12 protein-coding genes are annotated in these 21,809 nt (G+C 45.2%); 10 read left to right on the plus strand and 2 right to left on the minus strand.

Annotated elements, in window-relative coordinates; all coding sequences use genetic code 11:
- Window positions 1-76: 76 nt before the first annotated feature.
- Together ACTJKG_RS01840 and ACTJKG_RS01845 are read right to left on the minus strand one after the other, a co-directional pair.
- A complete protein-coding gene (locus ACTJKG_RS01840; protein ID WP_440738180.1) occupies window positions 77-1,621 on the minus strand; it encodes a sulfatase family protein in 1,545 nt (514 codons plus the stop codon).
- A 538-nt stretch (window positions 1,622-2,159) separates the two neighbouring features.
- Window positions 2,160-6,143 (minus strand): Pls/PosA family non-ribosomal peptide synthetase, encoded by a 3,984-nt coding sequence (locus ACTJKG_RS01845; RefSeq protein ID WP_440738181.1) that lies wholly within the window; start codon window positions 6,141-6,143, stop codon window positions 2,160-2,162.
- 629 nt (window positions 6,144-6,772) lie between these two features.
- Between ACTJKG_RS01845 and ACTJKG_RS01850 the strand changes: the two genes are divergently transcribed.
- The 10 genes from ACTJKG_RS01850 (at window position 6,773) to ACTJKG_RS01895 (ending at window position 21,796) form a co-directional block, all read left to right on the plus strand.
- A complete protein-coding gene (locus ACTJKG_RS01850) occupies window positions 6,773-7,435 on the plus strand; it encodes an MgtC/SapB family protein (RefSeq protein WP_172335953.1) in 663 nt (220 codons plus the stop codon).
- A 53-nt stretch (window positions 7,436-7,488) separates the two neighbouring features.
- On the plus strand, window positions 7,489-8,691 hold the full coding sequence (locus ACTJKG_RS01855) for a DUF2252 domain-containing protein (RefSeq protein ID WP_440738182.1): 1,203 nt from the start codon (window positions 7,489-7,491) through the stop codon (window positions 8,689-8,691).
- 506 nt (window positions 8,692-9,197) lie between these two features.
- On the plus strand, window positions 9,198-9,707 hold the full coding sequence (locus ACTJKG_RS01860; RefSeq protein ID WP_172335950.1) for a hypothetical protein: 510 nt from the start codon (window positions 9,198-9,200) through the stop codon (window positions 9,705-9,707).
- A 66-nt stretch (window positions 9,708-9,773) separates the two neighbouring features.
- Entirely contained in the window at window positions 9,774-10,346 is a 573-nt protein-coding gene (locus tag ACTJKG_RS01865; protein ID WP_172335949.1) for an RNA polymerase sigma factor, read from the plus strand.
- Between the two features lie 156 nt (window positions 10,347-10,502).
- Window positions 10,503-11,678, plus strand: coding sequence for a FecR family protein (locus tag ACTJKG_RS01870; RefSeq protein ID WP_440738183.1), 1,176 nt, complete (start codon window positions 10,503-10,505; stop codon window positions 11,676-11,678).
- A 273-nt stretch (window positions 11,679-11,951) separates the two neighbouring features.
- Complete coding sequence (locus ACTJKG_RS01875; protein ID WP_172335947.1) at window positions 11,952-15,416, plus strand: TonB-dependent receptor; 3,465 nt, start codon at window positions 11,952-11,954, stop codon at window positions 15,414-15,416.
- Window positions 15,417-15,436: 20 nt separating this feature from the next.
- A complete protein-coding gene (locus ACTJKG_RS01880; RefSeq protein WP_440738184.1) occupies window positions 15,437-17,209 on the plus strand; it encodes a RagB/SusD family nutrient uptake outer membrane protein in 1,773 nt (590 codons plus the stop codon).
- Window positions 17,210-17,383: 174 nt separating this feature from the next.
- Window positions 17,384-19,096, plus strand: coding sequence for an EndoS/ChiA family endoglycosidase (locus ACTJKG_RS01885; protein ID WP_440738185.1), 1,713 nt, complete (start codon window positions 17,384-17,386; stop codon window positions 19,094-19,096).
- Between the two features lie 131 nt (window positions 19,097-19,227).
- Window positions 19,228-20,811 (plus strand): putative Ig domain-containing protein, encoded by a 1,584-nt coding sequence (locus ACTJKG_RS01890; protein ID WP_440738186.1) that lies wholly within the window; start codon window positions 19,228-19,230, stop codon window positions 20,809-20,811.
- Between the two features lie 4 nt (window positions 20,812-20,815).
- Window positions 20,816-21,796, plus strand: a complete 981-nt coding sequence (locus tag ACTJKG_RS01895) for an alpha-L-fucosidase (protein ID WP_172335943.1) — start codon at window positions 20,816-20,818, stop codon at window positions 21,794-21,796.
- Window positions 21,797-21,809 lie beyond the last annotated feature (13 nt).

The following is a 21,809-nucleotide window of genomic DNA, read 5'->3' on the forward strand; positions in this document are numbered from 1 at the left end:
TACTATTGTTAAGTCATAAGTCTTGAGTTCTAAGTCTTAAGTCGCTTTTTTTGACTTAAGGCTTAGGACTCTGGACTCAATGTCTAATCGCCGATGTATTTTTACTTATTTCATTTTTTAAAAGCTGGTCAAGCTCTTTTACCTTATCCGGATACGCATCCGCCAGGTTCTTTTTTTCGCCGATATCATCTTTAAGATTATACAGTTGCGGCGCTGGTGAATTACCCGATTCTATGCCTACATCTTTCATAAGCGCCACACCGGGATGCGGTTTTATATATTTCCAGTCGCCTCTGATGATGGCTGTGGGATCTGCGCTGCCTTGCTCTATTAGTGTTGATCTTCCTTGTTTACTCTTCCCTAAAAGCGCTTCCAGATGATCTTCACTATCGGGCGCATCCCCGTTAGGGACTTTCTGATTCAGCAGGTGTGCTACCGATGCTAAAATATCCATCTGGCTAAACAAGGCATCCGAAACCCCGGGCTTTACCTGCGCAGGCCAGTTCACTATAAAAGGTACACGGGTACCTGCTTCCAGGGCGCTGTATTTGCCGCCCCGCATTGGCCCCCAGGGCGTATGCCCACTCAGTTGGGTAACGGCACCATCCTGGTACCCATCATCAAGCACGGGACCGTTATCGCTCGTGAAGATGATGAGCGTATTTTTGGTCATGCCATTCAACTCCAGGGTTTTCATCAGTTGGCCAATAGTCCAGTCGAGCTGAAGGATATCATCTCCCCGATAACCCAGGCCGCTGGTGCCTTTAAAGCGGGTGGCCGGCATGCGTGGCACATGGGGCTCGGTTAAAGCATAATACAAAAAGAAAGGTTTTTGGCGATGATCGGTTACAAACTGCTCCACTTTGAATAAAAAGGTAGCTGATACCTCCTCATCCACCCAGCGGGCCCGGTACCCACCACTCATATAGCCAATGCGACCGATACCGTTCACAATGGTATTATCATGTCCCTGCCCGGGTGATGATTTGAGTTTTAACAGCTCCGGATGTTCTTTACCAGTAGGATCATTGCCTATTTTCTTGCTGTAATCAACCGCTATGGGGTCATTGCCATCACTCGCCACTACCCGGTGATTTTCCAGAAAAACGGTGGGCACCCTATCGGCCGTTGCCGGAAAAATGAACGAGTAATCAAAGCCAACTTCATTGGGACCGGGTTTTATTTCGCCGTTCCAGTTTTTGTTGACGCTGTCGCCCAGCCCCAGGTGCCATTTACCCACAATAGCCGTAGCATAGCCTGCCCGTTTAAATACCTGTGGCAGGGTGGTTTTATCGGCTGGGATAATGAGTGCCGCGTTTCCCGGCAATATGCCCGTACCGGTTTTGCGCCAGGGGTATTTGCCGGTCATCAGTGCGAACCGCGATGGTGTACAGGTGGCTGAAGTAGCATGGGCATTGGTAAAGCGGATACCACTTTTGGCCAGCTTATCCAGGTTGGGCGTATGCAGTTTGGTAGCGCCATAGCAGCTCAGGTCGCCGTAACCCAGATCATCGGCGTAGATGTATATTACATTGGGCCTTTGCTGTGCATGGCTTGCGGAAAACCCGCCGATTAGCAGAAAAAGGACGTTTATAGTTTTCAGTAAGATTTTGTTCTTCATACCAGCGTAATTCAATAAGGTATATAAATGACTGTCGATACAGTGCTTTTAGTCCAACAAGATACTTATAAAAGCCGGGCCGCCTAAAGCTTAAAATAGCACAAACGTTTGCACGGGGTTCGGGCGGGCTATCTGGCCCGATCTGGAGAGTAAAAACTTTTTAAACATCAAATTTTAACACTTTTTTGGTCAAAAACGGGGGTAAAACGTTCGTGTTTTGACGGTTTTAACTAAATTTTAACGCCATTTTAACACTTTTTAACAAATTTTTGGTGGGTTTTTAAAGGCTTAAAAAGTTTTAAATAATTGATCATCAAATAACTAAATGCTAAAAGTAGTTTTTTTGGCCCCTTTTATCTCTTAAACAAACGGCCCGGATCTCCTTTTTCAGGAGATCCGGGCCGTTGTATGTATACAAATATACGGATTTAAGTTCTTAGTTTTAAGTGTTGAGTCGCCCTTTTGCAGAGACGCAAATATGCATCTCTATACAGAAAATGCTTTCCGAAATTTCCACTCATGACTTCGGACTCCAGACTTACCCCAGCGCCTTAATCGGGCTGCCTGTCCATTCGGTTTCGGACGCCAGGCTTTCGCCTTTCATTACCAGGGACAGGGGTTCCAGTTTTACATCGTTGCCTATTTCGCTATCATACAAAATAATGCTGCGGGCGCCTATACTGCAGCGGGCGCCTATTTTTACGGTTCCTACTTTCATCACCCGGTCTTCAAATAAATGGGTTTGCGGACCGCAGTCTTCATTCAGCGCCGCGTCATCGCCTATGGAAACCATATCGTACTCGGTAATATCGGTGGTGTTGAGCCATACCCGTTTACCTATTTTCACACCAAACAGGCGCAGCGCCCAGGGTAAAAAGGGCGTGCCTTTTAAAAATTCCAGCATAAAGGGAACAGCCAGGGCTTCGTAAGTAGTGGTGATGGCTTCGCTTCGCCAAACGCGGTGCGTCCACATGGGGTTTTGTTCTTTTTTAAACCTGCCTATCACTACCCATTTTAAAGCCAGGGAGATGAGGAAGGCCGGGAGCCCCATATAGAAAAGGTAATAGAACGGCACCTTGGGTATTTGTTCAAAGATCTGCAAAACAGTACGTTCCTTGATGAGATCATGGCAATAAGCGATGAAGAGCACGCTGCAGCAAATGATCACGGTTTCGGGCAGCAGGATACGGATAGTCTCGATCATCCCGCGGGCCAGCTTGCGCGACCATGAAGGGGTGGTGGTCAATGATGCCGGATACGTACCGCTGTCCTGGCGGCGGGGCAAACCTATAGCCGGCGAGCCAAACCAATCGCCCAGCGGATTTTCCTGCTGTTGCTCAATAGTTGGCGGTACCGATAATACACCTATCAACATATTGTCGCCCAGTTCATATCCCTGGGGAATCAATGCGCTGTTGCCTACAAAACTGCTGTTGCCAATGGTGGTCTTTTTTAAGATGAGCCGCTGTGCACGGATATCCTCTTCGCCCAGGGTAACGGCATCGGCAATGAATGATCCGTTACCTATCTCGAGCATGGTATGGGTAACGTTGCTGGCGGTGGAGATCTCGGTATTTTTACCAATTTTCGATCCCAGCATCCTGAAGAAAAAGGAAACAAAAACGGTAGCGTAGATGGGGTGAAGCACGATAAGCGCGACAGATATCAATTGATCAGAAAGCCATTTACGTACATACGTACTGCTGAAAACAGGGTAGGTGCCGGGTTTGATCTTCCACAACAACAGGCGCGATAACAGCACGGTTTCCAACGCGTACAATACAATATATAGCAGCGTAAGCGCCGGTACGTGGATAAAATAACTAAAGTCATAATCGCCGGTTTGCAAATCCAGGTAATTCAACAACCTGATCACGGGGAGCAAAGGCACTAATACAACGGCCGGAAAAATAATAAGCAGCAGCGTATACAGAAAGCCGTAAGTTTTGATCTTCAAAAAAGGAGACTTAAGCGGTTGCGGCAACTCTTCGGGCTGCATTTGATGCACCTTTTCTGCCGGACTACCCTTCCATACCTCGTAAGCCTTGATGGTTTGGCCGCTTTGCAAATGGCTCAGGTCCTGCAGTTCGCCCCAGTCTTCTACAACAGTGCCGCCCGACAGCACCGCGCCGCTGCCAATGTAAGCATGAGCTCCGATACTGATCTTACTGAATTTGATCAACCCGTTTTCCACCGATACGTTATCCAGCACCACGCCCGAGCTCAGGCTCACATCGCTGCCAATTTCCAGCAGGTCGTTGGCGCCAATAGTAATCGCGCTTATTTGCGCGTCTTTAGCCACGCGGGTACCCAGCATACGTAAATATAAAGGATAAAGCGGCGTACCATTCATGAACTGTGCGGGGGCCAATTGTGTTAAGCGGTTTACGAGCCAGTAACGGAAATAATAAGAACCCCATAAAGGATGTTCACCTTCTTTAACCTTGCCCAGCAATATCCATTTGGCGGCAATGCCCAGTAAAGATAAAAATGGAGGGATCAGACAATATAACAACAGTGCAATTGCGAGGCCAATGCCCGAATTGTCCTGACCTGATTCTGTTTTACTCACCACATAATAGTAGCCCAGGTAAGGCACAAATATCTGCACGGCAAACAGGCCGTATATAAACAACAGGGAGATGGCCTGCGCCAAACCACACAAGAAATAGCGCAAAGGAGGAATTTTATGAAAGATCTCTTTGTCGACCGTTTTCTTTTCCCGGGCTTTCTTTTCTGCAAGCTCCCAGGTAGTGATGAGGTTTTTTACCGGACGATTGGTATAAATATCTTTTAATGACGCATGCTGTACACCAGCCTCTTTGCGCAGCCATGATGAAAATGTGGCCGCTAATAAAGAATGCCCGCCCAGATCTGTAAAGAAATCCGATTCGGGGGTGATATCCCTGCCGGGGAACAGGTGATTGAGCCCGGCCATTACTTTTACCGCCAGCGGATCATCAGGGCTGATATGAATTTCCTCCTGTTGCGGTACATTTTGTAAAGCCTCAGGTACAGGGAGCGATTTGCGATCGATCTTGCCGCTCGGCAGCCGGGGGAATTTGTCTATCTGTATAACTACTAACGGTACCATGTAGGGAGGTAATACCTCTGAAAGGCGGCTGCGGCTATGCTGCTGATCAAATGTATGACCCGGTTTTAACGTCACATAACCTACCAGTTGATCCTGCCCTGTGGAGTCTTTTTTCAAAGCCACAGCGGCTGTGGCTACCTCTTCGAGCTGGTTCAATCTCGATTCAATTTCGCCCAGCTCTATCCGGTAACCACGAAGTTTCACCTGATCGTCCAGTCGGCCATGGAAGTCGATCCGGCCATCAGGCTGCATCACCACGGCATCGCCGCTCAGGTAAATACGGTCGCCTGCCAATTCCATCAAAGTTGCAGGTTTATCCAGGAATTTTTCGCGGGTCAATTCAGGCCGGTTCACATAACCCTCGCTCACACCCGGGCCCGAAATAATGAGTTCGCCTTGCTGTCCGGTAGGCAGCAGGTTAAATTTATCGTCAACTACGGCCAGGTCGTAGTTGGGCAGCGGTCCGCCAATGGTAATAGCATCGCCGGGTTTCAGCGGCACCATAGTGGTGGTTACCGTTGTTTCGGTAGGGCCGTAGCTATTGTAAAATATGTTTTTGCCAGGTTTGCTCCAGCGGTTTAACACGGCTGGGGTACAGGCTTCGCCGCCGGCGTTAATGAGCCGCAGGGTGGGGATATCATCATCCATAACCGCCAACAGGCTGGGTACGGCGTGCAGTATAGTAATTTGTTGCTGCTTTAATATATCGCTTAACTCATCGATAGATTTTGCCGTGGTGGCATCGGCTATCCATAAAGATGCGCCCGCAAACAAACTTATCCAGGTTTCTTCGCACCACATATCAAATGATACCGAAAAGCCCTGGTATACTTTATCCTGTTGCGTGATGCCGAGCACACTTTGCTCTGAGCGGATAAGATGGCAGATATGTTTATGCTGAATGGGGATCCCTTTCGGTTTACCCGTACTACCCGAGGTGTATAACACATAGGCGCGATCATCCGCATCGGGTCCTACCGGTAAAACATAATCCTCATATTGCTCCCGATATTCCGGAACGGCAAAAACCGGGCAGTCCAGGGCAGGATGGGCATCGCTAAAACAGGCGGCAGCGCCAATTTCCTGTAGTACGATCTGCAATCGCTCTTCGGGCATTTCCCTATCCAGCGGAACGTAGGCGGCACCCGATTTTACAATACCGAGGATAACGGCTTGCAGATCGAGCCCTCGGGATTGCCATACCCCTATGGAATGGCCCTTGCCAATACCTTTTGAAGCAATAAATCCCGCGATGTAATTACTCCAGGAATCGAGCTGGGCATAATTCAGTTGCCTGTCGCCAAAAATGAGGGCTGTATTATGGGCATATTGCGATGCCGACGCTCTGAAAATGTCGGCAAGGGTTTCGTGTTTAATAAAGTCAGGTCGTTCTGTACCTTTTAGTAAGCTCTTGGCTATCATCATCATGGTTAGGCCTCTGGTAGTTTTTGTCTGCAAATTGGTAATGCAAACCGTTGCCAACCAAATGTATTAAAAATGTCGGGTTGAAGAATTTAATAACAGATGATTTAACAGCAATATATTATTAATATTTCATCCCGGTTTCAACAGACGGATATATGACTTTGTTTAGGTATAAACGTTTAAAGCGGTTATTTTTTTTGTGTGCTGCCGCGGTGTCGACTCACCCCGCCTGCGCTGGGCTGGGCGACCCTCTCTCCGCCTTCGGCGCAAAGAGGGCGGATGAATATATTTGTCATGCTTATACTCCCGCGAGATTAGCGCAGCGTATCTCGTGGACTACAGGCCGGACGAAGGCTACTCCGCAGGAGTAAAAGCTTTGTAGCAAACAAACGCTAAGAATCTGACATGCCGTAGGTATGCAACCAGAGTGCAGTACCTCCGGCACTGGTCTTTAAACTACTTTTATTCTACAAAGCTTTAACCCCGATGGGGTTCACTGTATCTTCCAGCGTATAAACGGGTTGGATACCGTACAATTCAAATCGCTGTACGGTGTCGGCCATCATTCACCACATTATTTTATTTATATTTACGAAACCTGCTATTTCGAAAAATATTAAAGTTTAATCTAAATGCTTCTCAGTTCAGTTCTCAATACCACCCATGCTATTAATGGCGATGAGGTATTAAAAGTAATTTTATCGGTTGTATGCGGCAGTATCCTGGGATTTGAGCGGGAGATCAGGGGTAAATCAGCAGGGTTCCGTACGCTGGCGCTGATCTGTTTTGGCTCAACGGTATTCACCATTTGCTCTTACCTTTTAGGTGTTGACGCCAACCGCGATCGTATAGCCGCCAACATTATTACCGGTGTGGGCTTTTTAGGCGCCGGTGTTATATTCCGCAATAATGTGACCGTTTCGGGCATCACCACCGCCGCTTCCATCTGGATTGCCGCTGCCATAGGTATGCTCATCGGCATTGGCGAATATATGCTGACGGGCCTTTCGCTGGTGCTCTCCTTATTTATACTTTACGCCCTTGATTTTATCCAGTTCCAGATAGATTTCCGCTTTCAGCACCGCGATTATAAGATCACTTTCAAGGACAAATATCCTTCGGGAGCCATTCAACAGCAAATAGAAACTTTAAAGCTGCAGGTTACCAATTCCAAACTATTACGCTCCGGCGAACAGGTGATCCTGGAAGTACTGGTATCCGGCAAGGGCAAACAACTGGAATTGTTTAATGACTGGCTACTCGATCAAGATATTGTCCAATCCTTTGAGTGGTAAAAGCCTTTTCACCTGCCCTGCATTATATTCCTACATTTTAAATTCAGTACATCATGGATACTATTATTGAAAGAATTAAAAAATTTAATGCACCGCTGCTGCCCGATAAGGTTCAACTCAAATATAGGGCGATGACCGAGAGCCCTTTTCGCTTTTTTAGGGGCACCTGCCATTTGTTTTATGAAGACCTGGCCCGGGTTAAAGATTTCCCGGTTTCGCCGCCGGTATGGATCTGCGGCGACCTTCACCTGGAAAACTTTGGCAGTTTTAAAGGCAACAACCGCCTGGTTTATTTTGACCTGAATGATTTTGACGAATCGATGCTGGCTCCTTTAAACTGGGAATTGGCCCGGGTACTCACCAGCATTTACGTAGCTTTTGATACGCTGAACCTCACCAAAGCCGAGGCCGACACCATGGTTAAGCTTTTTTTGAAGAAGTATAGCGAAGTGCTGCAATCGGGCAAGGCCTATTATATCGACCCCAGAACAGCAGGCGGCATTGTGAGTGATTTTTTAATCAAAGTTAAAAAGCGGAAAGAAAAAGATTTTATCAAAAAAATTGCCGCCCCGGTACATAAACAATTGCGCATCAGCATCAATGATCAAACCCATTTTGCGATCCAAAAACCCCTGAAGACCGACCTGATGCAACACCTGGACAGCTTGCTGGAAAAAAGCACGGCCTGGCCCAATAATTATGAGGTTAAAGATGCCGCCTTCAGAGTAGCAGGTACCGGGAGCATTGGGTTAAAACGTTATATGTTCTTATTGCAGAACACCAAAAATAAAGCCGACTTTTTATTAATGGATCTTAAAGAAGGTACACGATCGTCCCTCGCGCCTTATAACCCAATCCCGCAACCACAATGGACTTCGGACGCCGAGCGGATCATCACCACCAAATACCGCATGCAAAATATATCGCCGGCATTACTAAGCACCACGGTATTTAAAGGCGACACTTATGTATTACAGGAAATGCAGCCCTTTGCCGATAAGATCAACCTGGACGTTTTAGCCGGTAACCTGAAGGATATGCAATGTGTACTGCTGGATATGGCTACATTAACCGCCTCGGCACAATTGCGAAGCTGCGGCATACAGGGCTCGGCCATTAATGATGAGCTCACCGCCTTCGCCCACGAAACCGCCTGGCAAAAAACACTCATCAGTTATGCAAAAAGCTATGCCGGCCAGGTTAAAAAAGATTACAAACAGTATATGGCCGGTTACAAGTCTATCAAAACCAAATAATTAAACTTCAATAGCTATAATTTAACATTTATCTGCTCAACAAAACCAGCACTTTAAACACATCCTATCTTAAACCCTTTATTTTTAATTGTTTACGCAAACGCTTGCGTAAACAATTATTGATATAGCCAACTGCTATCTCCGCAATTATTTCGTTATAAAAAAACTCCCCGTAAAATAGCCTGTTTTGCTGCGCTTTACCAGCCTGTTTCATTTATATTTTCCTTAAAGGCAATAACTCCAAACAAACGTTTGCGTGGTGATAGAACAGGCAAATTATATCTTTTTAAAATACATTCACTCCACGAAAGTAAACCAGACTGATAACCCTGTTTTTTATAACGCACTGCAAAATAGATTGATAGATACAGAACGAATGCTTTTGCGCCAGGTAGCCACTGGTGATCAAACGTCGTTCACTATACTTTTTGAGCATTATTCAAAAACAGTGTATCCCTTTGCTTTAGTAAGCAAAATTTTGGGGTGAACTCTAAAAATACTTTAATATGAAAAAGTTTATTTTTCTTTCAATTTGTTTACTGTCAACTTCATTTGTCGGTAAAAGCAGCGATTTTCATTTAGTTAATTATTACTGGGATCCGGTTCGGGATCTTCATTATCATCTCAATAAAAAAATATGGGATGGAACACATAGTATAGCTACTTCTATACAGATTGTCAATATGATGGATGTACCGGTAATCGTAACAGGTCCTGCTTACATCAATCCACCACTTACACCACCAATGGGTGCTGGTGGATCTTTGGTTTTATCTCCTCATACTACTGATTACTTCCAGACAAGTATTGAAGCAAACAATAACGGGGTAGCAGGAGGTATTCAAATTAATTTTCAGTCTTCAGGGGATATGACAGTTAATAATGGAATATCAAATCCAGGTCCTATTGGTGGATCAACTATTAATGGCTACCTGAGTTTTGTTATTCCTCCTCAATACTTCACCACAAACCCTTATCAAACATTTGTTTTATACGTTACTCGCGAACCCCTATAAATTTATTGAGTAAAATCTAAATCCAAAATTAATAACCCTGTTTTTTATAACGCATTGCAAAATAGATTGATAGATACAGAACGAATGCTTTTGCGCCAGGTAGCCACTGGTGATCAAACGTCGTTTACTATACTTTTTAAGCATTATTCAAAAACAGTGTATCCCTTTGCTTTAAAGCTTACCCGGTCTGATGAGCTGGCCGAAGAAATTTTGCAGGAGATCTTTCTGAAGATCTGGATCAATCGCCAAAACCTGCCCGAGATTGAAAATTTTGGCGCTTATATTAACCGCATGACCCGCAATTACGCCTATAATGTATTAAGGCGCATCGCTCATGAAAACCTTATCTCCTTTGAACTGAGCAAACAAATGACGGAGGAGGTAAACAGCACCGAAGACACGGTTATATACCGAGATCTGGAACATTCGCTTAACCGGGCTATCAGCTGCCTTACACCACAACAAAAACTGGTTTATACGCTGTGCCAGCAGGAAGGATTAAAATACAGTGAAGTAGCCGGGCGGTTAAATATCTCGTCATCAACAGTGCATACCCACATGAAACTGGCCCTCAAATTCATCCGGACCTATTTTGTCCAGATCAATACCCTCATCCTGTTCTATTTGCTTTTCAAATAGCCTCGTCAATATTTTATTTCATTGATCTTCAGATACTTAAAATAAAAGTCAATAAAATCACTATTTCAACTCACCCTACCGGCCCTGCCGTGTGTCAGTGTATATAAAGGGCTAAATACGCGATCTGCCTTCCCGTAAATGCGCCCTTTACATAACATGAATAACCAACAACTCGCTCAATTATTTAACCGGTATATGAACAAAGAAGCGTCTGGGGCAGAAACCTATGAGCTTTTTGATTATATCAATGATCCGCTCAATGCACAACAGGTAAAAGAAATAATTGGAGATGCCCTTATCCAGGAGACAGAACACCGTGCCTTACCCGATCATCGCCAACAATTGATCCTTGATCGCATTTTTGATCAACAATCGTTACCGGCAAAAAAGTTTAATGGCCGGGTATTACACTGGGTAAAGCTGGCAGCGGCTATACTCCTGTTTATTTTACCCGGGATATATTTCATTAAAAACAACAATCCAAAACCAACAGGCTTAACTGCTTTAAATAAACCCAGGCCAATTGATGTACAACCGGGTGGTAATAAGGCTATACTAACCCTTGGCGATGGTTCGCGCATTGTTTTAGATTCGGCCCGGAACGGCTTACTGGCTCACCAGGGTAATACCAAAATTGTGAAATCGGCCAACGGGCATATCGGTTATAACACTACAGCTAATGATACCGATGCTCCTATATTTAATACCATGACAACGCCCCGGGGCGGCAAGTATGATCTGCAACTTGCCGATGGTACCAAAGTATGGCTCAACGCTTCGTCATCCATTACCTATCCCATCACTTTCACGGGTACCGAACGCAGGGTAAGCATTACCGGTGAAGCCTATTTTGAGGTGGCTAAAAATAAAGCGATGCCCTTTAAAATTAATGTGAACGGACAGGAAGAAGTGCAGGTTTTAGGCACCCACTTTAACATTATGGCTTATAACGACGAAGCCGTCATTAAAACTACGTTGCTTGAAGGATCGGTAAGGATTGTGAGAAATAAAATGACCAGCATGCTCAAACCCGGGCAGCAGGCACAGCTTACCACCGATGGCAAATTATCCATTACGGATGACGCGGATATCAACGCCGTTATGGCCTGGAAAAACGGGCAAACCTTTTTTGTAAACGAAGACATCAAAACCATTATGCGGCAGGTGTCACGCTGGTATGACATCGATGTGGAGTATCAGGGCGATATGCCCACCCGCTTATTCACCGGCGGTATCTCCCGCGAATCAAACCTGTCTGTTTTATTAAAAATACTGGAATTAAATAAGATACATTTTAAAATGGTTGGTAAAAAGCTCATCGTAACCCCCTAAACCTTATTAAACTCAATTGATTGATCACCCCTAAACAATAGCAACTATGGCATAAAAGATACTTAATCCACCATGGGGTAACCAAAAAAAATCCGGCAGTGCTACCAACACCGCCGGGCAATATTTGGTTAACCCCTTCCCGATTGTATCGGGATAAAAAATCCAGTTTCAGATAATCTATTCAGTTAACCTAACTCCTAAAGTATGAATTTTTATACTCTTTTTAAGCCTTTGTTTTTTAAGCAGAGGCCGCTCACTAAAATTTTCATGGTTATGAAATTTGTAGTTTTTTTGATGACATTGGCCTGCTTACAGGCATCGGCTACAGGATATGCGCAGCAAGTAACGCTTTCAGAAAAAAACATCTCTATAAAAAAGGTTTTTACTGCCATACAGAAGCAAACCAAATACATTATTTGGTACGAAGACGAAGTATTGCGCGGAACGCACAATATTGATATTTCACTGGATCATGCCACTTTGCAACAGGCACTTACCGAGTGCTTTAAGGGCCAGCCAATAGCTTATACTATTGTTGATAAAACCATAGTGGTTCAAAAAAGCACCGCACAGGCACCGGTAATACAAGCGGTAAACGTAACGGTTAAGGGCCAGGTAAGCGATGAAAATGGTCTGCCATTGCCCGGTGTAACGGTTAAGTTAAAAGGCTCATCTATATCTATGGCTACCGATAGCAAAGGTAATTACGCGCTCTCGGTACCCGATGCACATGGTACACTCACTTTTAGCTTTATTGGTTACCAGACAAGCGAAGTGGAAATTAACGGTCGCGCCGAGATCAATGTTCAGCTAACCCTGCGTAAGAGCGATCTTAGTGAGGTTGTTGTTGTAGCTTTTGGCACCCAGAAAAAAGTAGACCTTACCGGCGCAGTTGACCAGGTAAGCGGCAAAGATCTGCAAAACAGGCCCGTACCTAATGTAGGCAGTGCCCTACAAGGTGTAATGGCGGGTTTAAATGTAACCACCAATTATGGTGGCGGAGCTCCGGGTTCGGCCAAAACAATCAACGTGCGCGGTTTTACCGGGTTCCATATTGATGGCAATGGCAATTACCAAACCGATACAGGCGGTCCTTTAATACTGGTTGATGGGGTTGAGACCGACATTAACAGTATCAATGTTAATGATATTGAAAATGTGAGTTTGCTGAAAGACGCGGCATCCGCGGCGGTGTATGGTTCCAGGGCTCCCAATGGCGTATTGCTGATCACGACCAAACAAGGTAAAAAGAATCAGCCTGCCCGTTTTAGCTATTCAAACAATTTCTCTTATGCAAAGCCGCTAAATGTGCCGCAAATGTCCAATTCATTGATTTTTGCCAACACCATGAATGAGGCTTTTGCCAATGCCGGACAACCCCCGCTTTTTACCGATGATGCTATCAGCCGGATAACCACCTACGTGCAAAACCCCGGTTCAATACCGAATACCATACCGGTCGCCGGCTCCAACCAATGGGCCAGCTATGATCCGGTGTTTGGAAATGCCAATAACGACTGGTTTAAAATTTACCTGAAAAAAACATCGGCAAGCCAGCAGCATAATTTTAGTGTAGATGGTGGCAGCGACAAAATAACCTATTTTGTAGGCTTTGGGGCCACAAACCAAAACGGATTGTTTAACTATTTTAATGATAGTTACAAACGCAATAACCTAAGGGCCAACCTTACTGCCGATATCAATAAGTATATCACCTTTAGTGTAAAGACAGCCTTTTCGCAGGAGAATAACTTATCGCCATACAACGGTGGTAGTAATACCGGGGGGAATTTTTTTCACCAGATAGCACGCCTTTGGCCAAACCTGGCTTTGGTTGATCCCAATGGCGGATATGACCCCACTTCTTATGTACCCCAGATACAACAAGGCGGCAGCAATAAAAGTCGCACCAATAACAGCCGGATAGGTGGCGATATTATCATCAAGCCTTTACCTGGCTGGAATATTACCGGTCAGTATACTTATAACTATCAAAGCTATAATCAAACAAGTACCGTTTTACCTTACTATTATTCAACACCAGGTAATCCGCAAACCTTAAGTAATACCATATCGTCGGTAGCTCAAAATTACGGGCTAACCAGCTATTATAATTACAACTATTTTACCAGTTACGAAAAGCAAATAGGCGGTCACTATTTTAAAGTATTGGTTGGTCAGCAAACCGAACAAAAAACCTACTCTAACTTATACGGCTATAACCAATACCTGTACAGTACCAGTCTGCCATCCCTGGCACTTACCAGTGGTACAACTCCTATTGTAACAGATGGCGCTAACGGTATTAATGGTGTTCCGCCATACAGCTGGGCCACTCACAGCAGCATCGGAAGGTTCAATTATAATTACAAGGAAAAATATCTTTTAGAGGGTAATGCCAGTTATATGGGTACTTCCTTATTTCCACAGAATACACGTTACCATTGGTTTACCTCGGTATCGGCAGGCTGGAATGTTTCTAAAGAAAGTTTCTTTGAGCCCTTACGCAATCATATCAGTAACCTTAAATTCCGGGCATCTTATGGTGGTTTAGGTGATATTACATCGCTTTTAACGCAGAATACTTTTTATCCATACCTGAGTAATTTACGGGTTAGCCAGGCCAATAATAGTCAATGGATATTTACACCATCAAACGGCGGCCGCCTGCCTTCCGTGTCTAACCCCGGCAACCTACCCAGCCCAACCATTACCTGGGCAAAACCATCTATGCTGGACATTGGTATAGATGTGGATTTCCTGACCGATTTTAGCCTCACCGCCGATTGGTATAACAGGAAGGTAAAAGATCAGTTTGCGCCGTCTACCACTCCTCCTGCTACATTGGGCATCGCAGCCCCAACAGTAAATGCCGCGGCATCAACTACAAAAGGATGGGATGCAACACTGTCATGGAAACACCAATTTAACCAGGTTAGGGTGATGGTTAGGGCAAACATGGGCCATTACTCTGGCAAAATAACCAAGTACGATGGCAATTCGGCCAACCTCATCAACCAGCCTTATGTTGGGGAGCCAATGGGCGCTATATGGGGATTTAAAACGGTTGGTAAATTTCAAACACAGGCCCAGGTTAACAACTCACCAGATCAAACCGCCATTAACGGAAGCGGTTATAAACCCGGCGATATCCAATATGCCGATCTGAACGGGGATGGAAAGATCACCTACGGCAAAAACACCGTTGGCGACCCTGGCGACCGGGCCATTATCGGCAATACCACCCCTAAATACTTATATGGCTTTAATGCCAATGTAGGCTGGAAAGGTATTGACGTTGCTATATTTATACAAGGCCAGGGCCATACGGATTATGCACCCGGCAATAACTATTTCTGGGGCGTAACCTCACAATATCAAAGCACCGTAACACCTAAAATGGCCGACCGCTGGACACCAACCAATACCGGTGGCTATTTCCCAAGGCTGGATATCAACAACGGCCCGGGTAAAAACCAGATCACTCAATCGGGCTACCTGTTAAACGCGGCCTATATGCGCTTAAAAAATGTGCAGTTAGGCTATACCATTCCCGACAGATTTACTCAAAAATTCCACATTTATGGCGTACGCTTATATGGAAGCGTGGATAACGTGGCCACCATTACCGGGGTATTTAAACACCAGTATGTAGATCCGGAACTGTTGCAAAGCGACGAGAAGATATACCCACTACAGCGCACTTATTCCTTTGGTTTACAAATGAATATTAAATAACAACATAAATATTTAAAAACATGAAACCGAAACAACTCCTATACATATACACTACCATACTGGGCCTGCTGGCTATATCATCCTGTAAAAAGGACGGCCTGCTAAATCAGGCTCCACCTACCAGTCTTACCGAATCATCCTACTGGCATACCCCCAGCGATTTGCAGAGCTACATGAACAACTTGTATGCAAAGGATAATATCTTTCCGCACTATCGTAACTATGGAAGCCTGGGTATCTATAGCGTAGACGATAACAGTGATAACATGACTCCGCAATCGCTGGATAGCCGGTTAAGCGGTCAGTTAACCATCAACAATTCCAGCTATGCCGATTGGGCCAATATCCGTGATGTTAATTATTTCCTGACCAATTATTCAAAGGTTAGCGGCGCGGCTGGTGATATTGCACCATCTGTTGGCGAGGCCTATTTTTTCAGGGCGATGTTATATTTCCAGGCCGTTCAGAATGTGGGCGGTGTGCCGTTTATTACCAAACCTTTAAACGTTGATGAGATAGACGCTTTAAAAGCGCCAAGGCTGCCGCGTAATGTAGTGGTTGATTCTATTTTGAATGACCTTAACCGGGCTATTACCAATTTGCCAACAAAAAGCAAAGCACAATCACAACGTTTATATAAGGAGTATGCCCAGGGTTTTAAAGCCAGAGTATGCCTGTTTGAAGGTACCTGGGAAAAATACCATGCCGGCGATGTCTTTGGTGTTAGCGGTCAAAACGGGGCTAATTATTTACAAATGGCAGCCGATGCGGCTAATGCAGTGATCTCTTCGGGTGTTTATCAGTTAGATAATGTTGGTGTATCCAACGGTTACTTCAATCTATTTAACCAAACAGATTATACCGGCAGCAAGGAGATCATGTTTTGGGGAGCATATAATCAGCAAGCTGGCATCACTACTTACTGGCAAAACTATTACCAGTTTGGATCGGGTGGTACCAACTCCGATGGCTTGTCAAAAAGCCTGGTTGATGATTACCTGTGTACCGATGGCAAACCGATTAGCCTGAGTCCGCTGTATAAAGGTAACGATTCGCTTGCCCACCAATTAAAAAACCGTGATCCGAGGTTAAGGCAAAGCGTGTTTTTATATGGCGATACGGTAATATCCAATATACCGGGAGGTTCTCCAATTAAGTTGTTCACCTACCCCGGGCTTGTTTCCGGAACTCCGTGCACTACCGGTTTCCAGATCAGAAAAGGGCTCAATACCGATTATTTCCAGGATAGCCATAATGGCCCGGGTGGTACCGATGGGGTGATCTATATGCGTTATGCAGAGATACTACTGATATATGCCGAGGCCCGAGCCGAGCTCGGCACACTAACACAAGGGGATGTGGATATCACCATCAACAAACTCCGCGACCGCGTAAAAATGCCGCATTTAAATATCGCATCCATAACCACAGACCCTAACTGGCTTTTCCCTTCACTTTCACCGGTTATTAACGAGGTACGCCGCGAGCGCCGGATAGAATTAGCCTGCGAAGGTTATAGGCTGAATGATGTATTAAGATGGGCAGCCGCGTCAACCGTTATTGTAGGTAAATCGCCCCTGGGCGCTAAAGCCAATCAGTTTTTAACCGTTATACCAGCCATTAAAATAGGCAGCAACCTGTTTGTTAATGCCGACGGGTACATTGCCCCATACGGTAATGTAAGCAGCATGGCCAGCGGGTACCAATTCAATATAAACCGCGACTACCTTTTACCAATTCCGGTACAGGAAACAGTAGTAAACCCAGCCATCAAACAAAACCCGGGCTGGTAGGTAAAGATCCTGCTATCGCCGGAGTGAGTACCGGTGTATAGTTGATTAGTTGGTTATAAGAACCCTTCTTCGGGAGGGTTCTTTTTAACATTGATAACTCACAAAATGCTATTTGCCACACCGTCTATCGCTAACAAATTTTGCCCTCATATATAAACCTTAAAAAAACCTATTATGAAAAAAAACATCTTTGTAGTTAAGGCATGCCTGCTCTTGCTGTGCTCCTGCGTTATGGCATTTGTTACCTCCTGTAAAAAGGATATCAGCAATGGCACAAAACAACCGGCAGTTAATTCGGCGGCAAGCCATTTAAACACCACCGCTACTAATACAGAACTGATCGCCTATAAAAACAGCGCTCACCAGCTTATGGTAGGCTATTACCGCACCTGGGGCGATAAAATAGTATCCGGAGATGTAAACGGCCCTGCCATGACCGATATGCCGGATAGCGTAGATATCATTTGCAACTTTACCGATTATACGCCCGGCACATCGCCCTACTGGCCCGCTTTAAAAAACACGTATATACCGGCTTTACATGCCAAAGGCACCAAGGTGGTGAATACCACGAGCCTACCCAATACCACTTCCGATACTTCGTATACCAATCACTATGCAAATAACAGTACAGGCTATGCAGCCTGGGCACTGGCTACTTACAACAGCTATAATGCTATGGGTTATGACGGGATAGACCTGGATGTGGAGAGCAATCCCTCCGGCGCTATCCTTACCGCCGATGTAGGTTTGATGAATGCCCTGAGCCAATATTTCGGACCAAAATCAACAACGGGTAAATTACTCATTTTTGATACCAACCAAACTGGCAGCAACAACCTTTTCACACAAGTATACACCAAGATCAATTATGTGTTTCTGCAGGCTTACTGGCGGCAAACCAGCACGCTCAGCTCTACCTTTAACACCTTTGCGTCCTATATCAACCCCAACCAGTTTGTGGTAATGGTGGATTTTGAAGATGGCTCTGGCGATGGACAAAACCCCAGCTATAATTACAACCCGGTACAGATATATCAGTACGCCAGCTGGCAGCCTACCCAAGGCACCAAAGGGGGCGTAGGCTCCTATGGTATCGACAATGAGTACTACCAGATAGCCAATGGCGTTCATAACATTTACACCCGCCACGCCATTCAGATGATGAACCCGCCGCAAACAACATCTACTACCAACGCGGTTTCTCTGTCGTCTGGCAAGATCTCGGGCGGAGACGTTACCCAGCTCAAAAGCGCTGCGGCCTTTACCCTGGAATCATGGGTATACTTTAACGCGGTGGGTTCCTGGAACAACATTTTAGCCAAAAGCAATACCAGCACCGATCGCATCGCCATACAAACCGGCGGCGGCGACAAGTCGCTTTATGTAATTTTAGGTAACGGCAGCAACAGCTATGGCTATACCGCAGCTAACGCGGTTGCGGCCGGGCAATGGTACCACGTGGCGGTGGTGTTTGATGGCACGCAGAGCACTAACGCATCAAAGCTTAAGTTATATATCAACGGCACCTTACAAACGCTTACCTTTTCGGGCACCATACCCTCATCAACCAGCAGCACCAATGCGGCGGCTTTCCTGGCCGGGTCTGAGACTACGGCTTCTACCAATACTTACCTGAGCGGAAAGATAGATGAAATACGGGTTTGGAACGCCGCGCTCAGCCAATCAACCATATCGGCCTGGATGAATAAAACTTTGGGAACCTGTCATCCTAATACCTCCAACCTAAAACTATACTGGCAACTGGACAACGCAGCCAGTAACACAGCTGCCGTTGCTTCGCTGGGCACCACTTATGCGGGGACTATTACCAATGGTGTTTACACGGCAAGCGCTCAGGCCAGCACTGCCAGTGGATGTCCGTGATCATAATTTAAACCCTATATCTATCACAAAGCTTCCGGCTGTTTGCCGGAAGCTTATTATGAATTTAATTTTAAACAAAAAACCATATCAGCCTGGAAACAAAAGAACTATATTGTAAAAACTCAAAACTTATGAATGCTGGCCATATCTGTCAAAAAGCAGTAAACAACCTTTTTATAACTATAACCCATGTATTGTTATGTGGGTATTGCTATGCGCAGCAGGATCCAGCCCCACAGATTAACGGACCGCGATTATTTGGGGCACGCCCTGATAAAATTTTTATTTACCCGGTTCCGGTTTCCGGTGCTCAGCCCATCCAGATGGAGGCAAAGGGTTTACCGGCAACGGTGCAATTTGACACGCAAACAGGAATAATCACTGGTAAAATTCATACTCCCGGAAACTACCCCATTAAACTCACAGTTAAAAACAAGTTCGGAAAAACTACCCGCGTATTTTCATTAGTTATAGGCGACCGCCTGGCATTAACCCCGCCCATGGGATGGAGCAGCTGGTACAGTTACGGCCGCAACGTAACTCAAAAGCAAATTGAATTGACAGCCAAACTTATGAAAGAAAAAGGCCTGCAACAGTTGGGTTGGAACCTGTTGGAGCTGGACGATCCCTGGGCAAATCAACCGGCCAAAAACAATCCTGTTTGGGCCGAACTTAAAACTCGGCCAGACAATAAAGTTTACCATTATTATGAGGGGCCGGATAATTTAACAACCCGGCAAGGCGCCCCAAGAGATGGCAGCGGCAACCTTGTGCCCAGTTCTTTCTTCCCCAATCTGAAAGGGATGACCGAAACATTGCACCGCCAGGGTTTTAAAGCGGGTATATATTCATCCCCAGGCCCCTTAACCTGCGGAGGGGCAGCCGGGAGCTATAATCATGAATTACAGGATGCTAAATTTTGGTCGGACATGGGCTTTGATTACCTGAAATACGATTGGTGCAGCTACGGTGTCTTTGCCAAAGACACTTCCCGTGCCGAGTATATAAAACCTTATAAACTTATGGCCGGCGCTTTACAGCAACAGCAACGCGATATTATTTTTTCCCTGTGCCAATATGGTATGGGAAATGTTTGGGAATGGGGTGATGAGGCAGGAGGGCAGCTGTGGCGAACAGAACAAGATATCCGCGATAATTGGGGCTCTATCCATAACGCGATGAAAAAACTGGCTGACAAGGCGGCTTACGTAAAACCCGGCAATTGGAACGATCCTGATATTTTACAAATCGGCACTATTGGCGGCAATGATGAGGACGGCAAAAAAAGGGCAAACCACCTTAGTGCAGAAGAGCAGAAAACACACTTCAGCATGTGGTGCATGTTGAGCGCCCCACTGCTTATAGGCGCCAACATGGAAGATATTGATGAAGCCACACTCCGGCTGCTCCAAAGCCAGGAAATGATCGCTGTTGATCAGGACGCCTTGGGAAAGGCTGCCAAAAGATTAAAAGTAATGGATAACCAGCTAGAAATTTGGCAAAAACCCATGGAGGATGGATCGTTTATCATCGCATTGCTTAATGCTTCAGATACCACGATCACCTCCAACGTGAATATATTAAACTTTGAATTACCTCACTTGCCTGCTACCATAACCGATCTGTGGGCAAAGCAAACTGCCCACTTTCCGGAAGGGGATATACCTGTCAATATACCATCACATGGTGTAGTGATATTAAAATGCAATAACTAAGTAAATGAAGAATATACTACTCATAATAGCCTTAAGCTTTTGCTCTGCAGCTTACGCACAAAATAAAAGCGCTAAAATATCCAATCTGCATTTTGGCATGTTTATTTGCTGGTCGTTAAGTACTTTTTCAGACGAGGAGTGGACGCGTGGAATCACCGATGTGTCCTTTTTTAATCCTACTGATGCTAATACCGATCAATGGTGTAAAGTGGCCAAAGACGCGGGAATGGATTATATTTTATTCCTGACCAAACATCATGACGGCTTTTGTTTGTGGAATACCAAAACTACAAACTGGAAAGTAACCAATAGCCCCTGGAAGAAGGATGTATTGGCTTCCCTAAAAAAATCGTGTGAAAAATATGACCTAAAACTGGCCCTTTACTTTTCAGAAGCCGACTGGACCTGGATCCCTAAAGATTTGAAACCCGAAGATTTTGTGAACAAGGAAAACTATTGGCGAATGGGGCGAAACAGTGAATTGAAAAAGGCGCAATTAAAAGAACTTTGCACGCTATATGGCCCAATAGCTTACTTCTGGTTTGATCATGCGCAATCTGATGGTGGATTAAATCACGAAGCTACCGCTGAATGGATCAAACAATTTCAACCCGATTGTATGGTAGGCTTTAATAATGGCGAAACAGCAGGTGACATCAGACTTGGGGAAATGGGAAAACCTGGCCCGCTTAACAGTGCAGAAGGCGGCGGCCCATACAATAAGGTGATTCATAGAGGCTTCAAGAAGGCTGAATTTACTTATCCCATATTAGGAAAAGAAAGATGGTTTTATACCAGCCCGGCTAATGATACTGTTTGCCGCACTCCTGAAGAAATAATTGAGGATTATAAAGGTGCGATAAAATATGATAATTTTTTCGCCCTGGATGTTGGACCGGGAAGGGATGGCAAATTACGAGACATTGATGTGAAAACACTTACAAAAGTGGGAGAGATGATCAGAAAAATCAAAAAAGGCCAATAAATTATTATCATCA

This window comes from Mucilaginibacter sp. 22184, from assembly GCF_052045695.1.
Classification (GTDB): Bacteria; Bacteroidota; Bacteroidia; order Sphingobacteriales; family Sphingobacteriaceae; genus Mucilaginibacter.

Bases quoted from the DNA above. Each gene is read 5' to 3' on its own strand.
- ACTJKG_RS01850 (WP_172335953.1), top strand. From the start codon at position 6,773: ATGCTTCTCAGTTCAGTTCTCAATACCACCCATGCTATTAATGGCGAT.
- ACTJKG_RS01855 (WP_440738182.1), top strand. From the start codon at position 7,489: ATGGATACTATTATTGAAAGAATTAAAAAATTTAATGCACCGCTGCTG.
- ACTJKG_RS01840 (WP_440738180.1), bottom strand. From the start codon at position 1,621: ATGAAGAACAAAATCTTACTGAAAACTATAAACGTCCTTTTTCTGCTA.
- ACTJKG_RS01875 (WP_172335947.1), top strand. From the start codon at position 11,952: ATGAAATTTGTAGTTTTTTTGATGACATTGGCCTGCTTACAGGCATCG.
- ACTJKG_RS01885 (WP_440738185.1), top strand. From the start codon at position 17,384: ATGAAAAAAAACATCTTTGTAGTTAAGGCATGCCTGCTCTTGCTGTGC.
- ACTJKG_RS01890 (WP_440738186.1), top strand. From the start codon at position 19,228: ATGAATGCTGGCCATATCTGTCAAAAAGCAGTAAACAACCTTTTTATA.
- ACTJKG_RS01895 (WP_172335943.1), top strand. From the start codon at position 20,816: ATGAAGAATATACTACTCATAATAGCCTTAAGCTTTTGCTCTGCAGCT.
- ACTJKG_RS01870 (WP_440738183.1), top strand. From the start codon at position 10,503: ATGAATAACCAACAACTCGCTCAATTATTTAACCGGTATATGAACAAA.
- ACTJKG_RS01845 (WP_440738181.1), bottom strand. From the start codon at position 6,143: ATGATGATGATAGCCAAGAGCTTACTAAAAGGTACAGAACGACCTGAC.
- ACTJKG_RS01880 (WP_440738184.1), top strand. From the start codon at position 15,437: ATGAAACCGAAACAACTCCTATACATATACACTACCATACTGGGCCTG.
- ACTJKG_RS01860 (WP_172335950.1), top strand. From the start codon at position 9,198: ATGAAAAAGTTTATTTTTCTTTCAATTTGTTTACTGTCAACTTCATTT.